Origin of the sequence: Crocosphaera watsonii WH 8501, from assembly GCF_000167195.1 — a bacterium.
Taxonomy (GTDB): Bacteria; Cyanobacteriota; Cyanobacteriia; order Cyanobacteriales; family Microcystaceae; genus Crocosphaera; species Crocosphaera watsonii.
The window spans coordinates 36,709-42,731 of the sequence record NZ_AADV02000011.1; the positions used below are offsets into that span (position 1 = coordinate 36,709).

General features: G+C 37.5%; 5 protein-coding genes and 1 pseudogene. 4 read left to right on the top strand and 2 right to left on the bottom strand.

Annotation, left to right across the window (positions count from 1 at the left end; all coding sequences use genetic code 11):
• Nucleotides 1–95: 95 nt before the first annotated feature.
• Both trmB and CWATDRAFT_RS12745 read right to left on the bottom strand, forming a co-directional pair.
• Nucleotides 96–740 carry a tRNA (guanosine(46)-N7)-methyltransferase TrmB gene (gene trmB, locus CWATDRAFT_RS12740; protein ID WP_007305406.1) on the bottom strand — a complete coding sequence of 215 codons (645 nt, stop codon included), beginning with the start codon at nucleotides 738–740 and terminating at the stop codon, nucleotides 96–98.
• Nucleotides 741–800: 60 nt separating this feature from the next.
• Nucleotides 801–2,141 (bottom strand): RNA-guided endonuclease InsQ/TnpB family protein, encoded by a 1,341-nt coding sequence (locus tag CWATDRAFT_RS12745; protein WP_042711480.1) that lies wholly within the window; start codon nucleotides 2,139–2,141, stop codon nucleotides 801–803.
• A 180-nt stretch (nucleotides 2,142–2,321) separates the two neighbouring features.
• Between CWATDRAFT_RS12745 and CWATDRAFT_RS12750 the strand changes: the two genes are divergently transcribed.
• The 4 genes and pseudogenes from CWATDRAFT_RS12750 to CWATDRAFT_RS12765 form a co-directional block, all read left to right on the top strand.
• On the top strand, nucleotides 2,322–3,413 hold the full coding sequence (locus CWATDRAFT_RS12750) for a metallophosphoesterase family protein (RefSeq protein WP_007305408.1): 1,092 nt from the start codon (nucleotides 2,322–2,324) through the stop codon (nucleotides 3,411–3,413).
• A gap of 383 nt (nucleotides 3,414–3,796) precedes the next feature.
• Nucleotides 3,797–4,711, top strand: coding sequence for a hypothetical protein (locus CWATDRAFT_RS12755; protein ID WP_007305409.1), 915 nt, complete (start codon nucleotides 3,797–3,799; stop codon nucleotides 4,709–4,711).
• Nucleotides 4,712–4,774: 63 nt separating this feature from the next.
• Complete coding sequence (locus CWATDRAFT_RS12760) at nucleotides 4,775–5,305, top strand: hypothetical protein (protein ID WP_007305410.1); 531 nt, start codon at nucleotides 4,775–4,777, stop codon at nucleotides 5,303–5,305.
• Between the two features lie 135 nt (nucleotides 5,306–5,440).
• Nucleotides 5,441–5,995 (top strand): annotated as a pseudogene (locus tag CWATDRAFT_RS12765) (transposase); the annotation flags it as partial.
• Nucleotides 5,996–6,023: the final 28 nt, after the last annotated feature.

Below are 6,023 nucleotides of genomic sequence, written 5' to 3' on the forward strand. Positions count from 1 at the left end.
AACGTAAATTGTCATTTTGAGCAGACAGTACAAGTAGTGCAAGCATCTTGCTTGCTTTTTGTCTAGCTCTAGCAGGACAAAAATTAGTTAAGATATTAATCAGCAGCATTGAGTTGAAGAGAAACCCGATAAACAGGTTGATTTTTATTCAATGTGGCAATTTCTCGTTCTGTAGCAATGGGAAAAGGATTTTCTGTTAACCAAGTTTCTAGATGTTGTTTTTGGAAACAAGTATTAGCGAGAAAGTTATCGGCCATTTCTTGAGCAACGTCTTTAACATCTGATTGTAAAAAAACTGAACCATCAGAAACTAAATGGGTAGCGATCGCCTTAACTAAAGCAGGTTGTACCACCCTTCTTTTTAGGTGATTGCGTTTGAACCAGGGATCGGGAAATTGAATGGTGACGCAATGTAAAACTTGAGGGGGAAAAGACTCTAATATTTGTTCAATATATAGGTTAATATTACAAAAGAGAAAATGGAGGTTAGATAACTGTAAATGATCCCGTTGTTCATTCGCTTCAATCACCAAAGGTTCTCTAATTTCTATGCCCAAAAAATTCATCTCAGGATATAATGGAGCCATCTTTAATAAAAATTTGCCCCTAGCGCAACCAATATCTAAATGAAGGGGGCGATCGGGACAAGAATAAATCTTATCCCACTCAGGTAAAATCAGAGGTTGACGGTATTTTCTGCTTAAAGGGTTAACGTGCTGACGGACACGGACTCTTGCCAAAATGACACTCTCCTATCTATGCTAATTGACAACTCCACTGCCCTTATGGCGAGTGGATTCTTAAGAGACAAAAATCCTTAAAGGGTTAGCCAAAAACCCCCTAGACACTCGCTCAAAACTGAGTCTGTGCTTACTTTTAACCAAAATATTGGCACTCCCATTAATATCGCTAGAAACCAGATGCTTATCTTTTGTCCGATACAAACCACGTTTAATTCTTTTACCAGAAAACTTCTGTTTACCTGGGTTATCGGCATTGTAAACAGGAATCTCATCTTGGTCGTAAAAACTAGCTTTAGACGAGTAAGACTCTTCTTGCTCCAAGTATTCGATACCATAGCGAGAACACAAAGCTTTAAGCTTCTGTCTCAGTTGCCAAAAAGGAATTTGAACAAAGTTGAGGTAGTGCGGTCTTGGGGTCTCCCCAAGTGGAGCAACTGCCGTCTGATTATTGGAACGTCCGATATTAATCTCGTGTTTGATACCAGGGTTATACCCGACTACAAGCTTGCCAATTTGATAGGTCAAACAATGGTTAATTATTATTCGAGCCGTTTTGTTCAAATAATCTCTCACACGATCATTACGCCATTGATAAAGTCTAGCCTGTTGATTAGTAAAGCTTTTAATACCTTGTCTTGGTGCGCTTTCCTTAGCGGATTGAGAATCCGCAGGGTCGCACCGCTGTTTATCCTTGGCAGATTGAAGTTCAGCATTACGCTTGTTATACCACTGATTAATGCTTTTAAGTCTTTTCCCATCAATCAAAAATTGATGCCCCTCAGTGTCAAAACAAGCAGCCAAATTATCAACCCCCAAATCAATAGCCATCGCTTTGTCAGGAGTAACAGATGTCTCTACTTTTTCATCCTCATAAATGTACTCGATCTCAAACCATCTCGCCGAGTATTTTGGATGTATTCTTACCTCCTTAATATCTTTATCTTTCAGTCTTTCAGGGAGTTGGATCTTAACCTCACCGTACTCCTTATTAAATTGTCGAGACATGGGAATTCTAAACACCCCATCTTTGACTTTGATTCTCGGAATAATCAGAGGGAAATATCCGTCTTTCGGCAAGTATTTCGGAAGTTGTGGTTTTTGGTCATAGCGTCCTATGCTAATAGCCTTAAACAAACCCAAGAAAGACCTCATACTTCTATCCACCACCTTCATAGTCTGTTGCGCGATATCGGTGTTCAGAAGTCGATAGTTCTCGTTAGACTTACAAATATGGTAGTTAGATTCGTAGGTCAGCCGTTCTCTTTCTATAAAGAAATACTGCCTACATTCGTACAAGGCCACATTAAAAAGATTTTTGCTCAAACGACACAATACAGTCAGGGCTTTAAATTCCTGCTGGCTAAGTCGTCTAAGTTGATTCTTTTGAGTGGCGTACATATTTAACAGTATTTCACTTTATATCTAGTATATAGCGAAATACTGTAATTGTCAAGCCGTCCTAAAGGCGGTCGGATGAGGCGGAATTTATTTCCGCATCTCAGGTCGACCAAGAGAGGACTGGGTTTCAGTCCCAATTTTTCGATGATAAATATATGCTTAAGTTGAAGAATTTTTGTGATGAATTTTCGCTTTTCTATTATCAGTGATCCCCATGTAGCGGTTCCCCATACCCTCCCCGATCATACTAAACGTTTTCATCTAGTCGAAGTTAGTATTCTTGCCCTAGAAAAAGTATTAAGTCATCTAGAACAGCTTAACTTAGATTTTCTCCTTTTGCCAGGGGATTTAACCCAAGATGGAGAAGTGGATAATCATGATTGGTTAGGGAAACGATTGCGATCGCTGCCATTCCCTGTGTTTGTGGTTCCGGGTAATCATGATGTTCCTAGTGTGAACCCGACAAAAGCTAAGATTGGTTTGCATCAATTTCCGAGTTATTACGGTCATTGTGGTTACAGCAGTCAACAATTGTATTATACCCAAGAAATTTTACCAGGGGTGAGAATTATTGGTTTAAATTCTAATGAATTTAATGAGGAAGGGAAACAGTTAGGTTGTTTAGATGAGCAACAATTAACTTGGTTAGAAAACTTATTACCCCAGGTGAAAGATCAACTACTTTTAGTGATGATTCATCATAATGTAATCGAGCATTTACCGGATCAAAGTCATCATGAATTAGGTAAAAGATATATGTTAGATAATGCTCCTCTATTACTAAAAATGTTGAATTCCGCTAACTGTAAATTAATTTTTACAGGCCATCTCCATGTACAAGATGTTGCTTATCATCAAGGAATGTATGAAATTACAACGGGATCATTAGTTAGTTATCCCCATCCTTATCGTGTTATTGAAGTCAAACGACCCTTTGACGGTTCATTGAGCCTGAATATAACCTCTCATCGGGTCAAAAGTGTCCCAGGATGGGATAATTTAGAGGAAATTTCTCGTCTATGGTTAGGGGAGCGATCGTTTCCTTTCATGGTCAAATTACTAACAGCATCACCATTAGGAATATCTCTAGAAGAAGCAGAAAAATTGGCTCCATATTTACGATATTTTTGGTCAGATGTTGCCGCAGGGGATGCCATTTTTGATTTTCCTAATTTTCCAGGTGAAATTCGTGATTATTTTCAGAGATTTAGTGCGATCAAGGCTGATGGAACAGTGGCTAAAATTGATAATCAAGCCATCCTTAACTTATAAAAGTAAATTTATTTTATATTTTAAATAAACATAAATAAACATAAATAAACAGAAAGGCTTGCTTCTTTCTGTTTTTAAATATATTTACTTATCCGTGTCATAAGAGACTTTAAATAATCTTTATATTTTAACTAATTACATTTACGTATTCTCGTCAAAAGCTATGGATGAATACGATAAAGTCATGGGCTATATAATAAATTTTCAATAAAGAAAAAGCAGAAAAATACTTGATAATACTGATGCCTTTTTTGATAAAACTGTTAACAATAAAGGAACAGAGAGTAAAAATCTATTGCCAAATTTTAAAGGTAAACCAAGTGAGCCTTCCATCCTAACAAGGGTTAACACAATTTACGAGAGAATTAATTATGAGTGAGCAAATGACAAAATCTAATCAAGATATTTTTTATAATTCAACGGCGGAGAATTCTGGGGCTGGAGAACCCCTGGTTAATCTTGAGAATACTTATGCCTCGTCCTCTATAATGGGGACTGATATCACCTCCGATTTTGTCAAGGTAGATGAATCCTTACAGGGTTTACTAACAGATAGCGGCTCTTATACTGAGGCAACCACAGAAGAAACGAACGTGGGAGATACTATTACTGGCATTAATGAAGCCGAACCATTGATTTTTAGTGATACAGAAACAGGAGTTTTAGATAATAGTGATCCTACTTATCAAGGAAGTTATAGCGATGTCTATCGCCTAGATGGTTTGGGGAATAATGAAGCTATTATATTACACCTAGAAGGGTTTGGCTTTAGTCATTCCTTAGAATTAATTAACGGTGGAACAGGAGAGATAATCAGTCAGTATGATGCTATAGAAAGCGAGGGAACTTCTTTTAATGAAGTGATGTTTAGCACCGAAAACGATATAGAATATCTGGTAAGAATTACTTCCGTCGAGAACCAAATCACAGGAGAATATACCTTAGCAACCACTTCGGGAGAACTTACGGAAACCTTAATTTTTAGTGATACAGAAACAGGAGTTTTAGATAATAGTGATCCTACTTATCAAGGCCGTCCTCAGGATGAATACATTTTGAGGGGTTTTGGGGATCAAGAAACCGTTATTCTTAATTTAGATAGTGCAGTATTTAGCGGTTCCTTGCAATTAGTTAACCGTGAAACAGGAGAAGTGATTCATCAGTCTCAGGTCACAGAAAGCGACGAAAATGCTCCTGTACAACTGGCATTTACCAGCAGCAGTGATCTGGAATATTTGGTGAGGGTAATATCCTTAGAAGAAACAGCCATGGGAAGCTATACTTTAGGAGCAACTTGAGGACAACTCACCCCTGGTGTCAGCGATCAAACCATTCAAGGCAGTATAACGGAGGATGATGAAGTGTACCGCTTCTGGGGTGGAAGGTACTCCGATCGATACGACATCACTAACTTATCTGACTTCCAAACCATCAATATTGAGCTTACTTCCTCTGATTACAATACCATGTTGTTTTTGGTTAATGCTGACACGGGACGTTATATAGTGCCTAATCGAGGTTCTTATAATAGTGAAGACGGCACTTACTCCTCAAATATTACCTACAAGGCCAGAGCAGATGTTAATTACGCTATTGTGGTTAGTTCTTTTTCACGCCTACAAGTAGGAGACTATACCTTAGATGTCAAGACCAATTTCTCTGTTAATGCTGGATTTGATCAAAATGATGACGATTTTCACCCTATCATCAGAAACCGTCTCATGGATAATTATCTCTTATCCGATGTACAGGTGGGAGAAGATGTTGAGATCAACTTAAATAGTGGTTCGTCTAATAATCTTGTTCAGTTGATTAATAAAGATACGGGGGATGTTTTACAAAGTAGTAACCAACCTAATCTTAAGTTTACGGTAGAAGATAATATTAATTAGGATTTGCTGAATAAAAGCAAAACCCTATTCTTTAAAAGGTTACACCCATATTCGCGATCGCAAAAAAGATCAGCTTTGTCGGCTACAAACCGCTATAATTGGTAGAAACACCTCCCAGTTGTTGGTCAAGAACAAATGTATCGAAAAGAGGAGCAACCTTTACCGCCCCCAGAAAAATTTGAATTACCTTTCGAGGGCAAATTGTCCCCCAATAATCGTTGGGTAATCATGGCAGAGTTGATACCTTGGGATGATTTTGAGGAAGAATATGCTAAACTTTTTTCAGCAGAAAAAGGTGCGCCAGCCAAACTATTTAGAATGGCATTAGGGACATTAATTATTAAGGAAAAATTAGGAACAAGTGATAGAGAAACTATAGAACAGATTAGAGAAAATCCCTGTCTACAATACTTTATAGGTTTAAATTGTTATCAACAAGAGCCACCACTGGAATCTTCAATGCTAGTTCATTTTAGGAAAAGAATTGATGGAGAATTGATAAACAAAATCAATAAAAAAATAGTAAAAAGAGAAATAGACAAGAGTGATAAAGAAGTAAAAAAAAAGGATTGTCTCCAATAAAAAGGAGAAAAAATAAAAAATAAAGGTAAACTAATTTTAGATGCGACTTGTGCGCCAGCAGACATCAAATACCCAACGGATTTAGGCATATTAAATCAAGCCAGCATCATCTCATAAAACCCAGCAGCAACGGTAA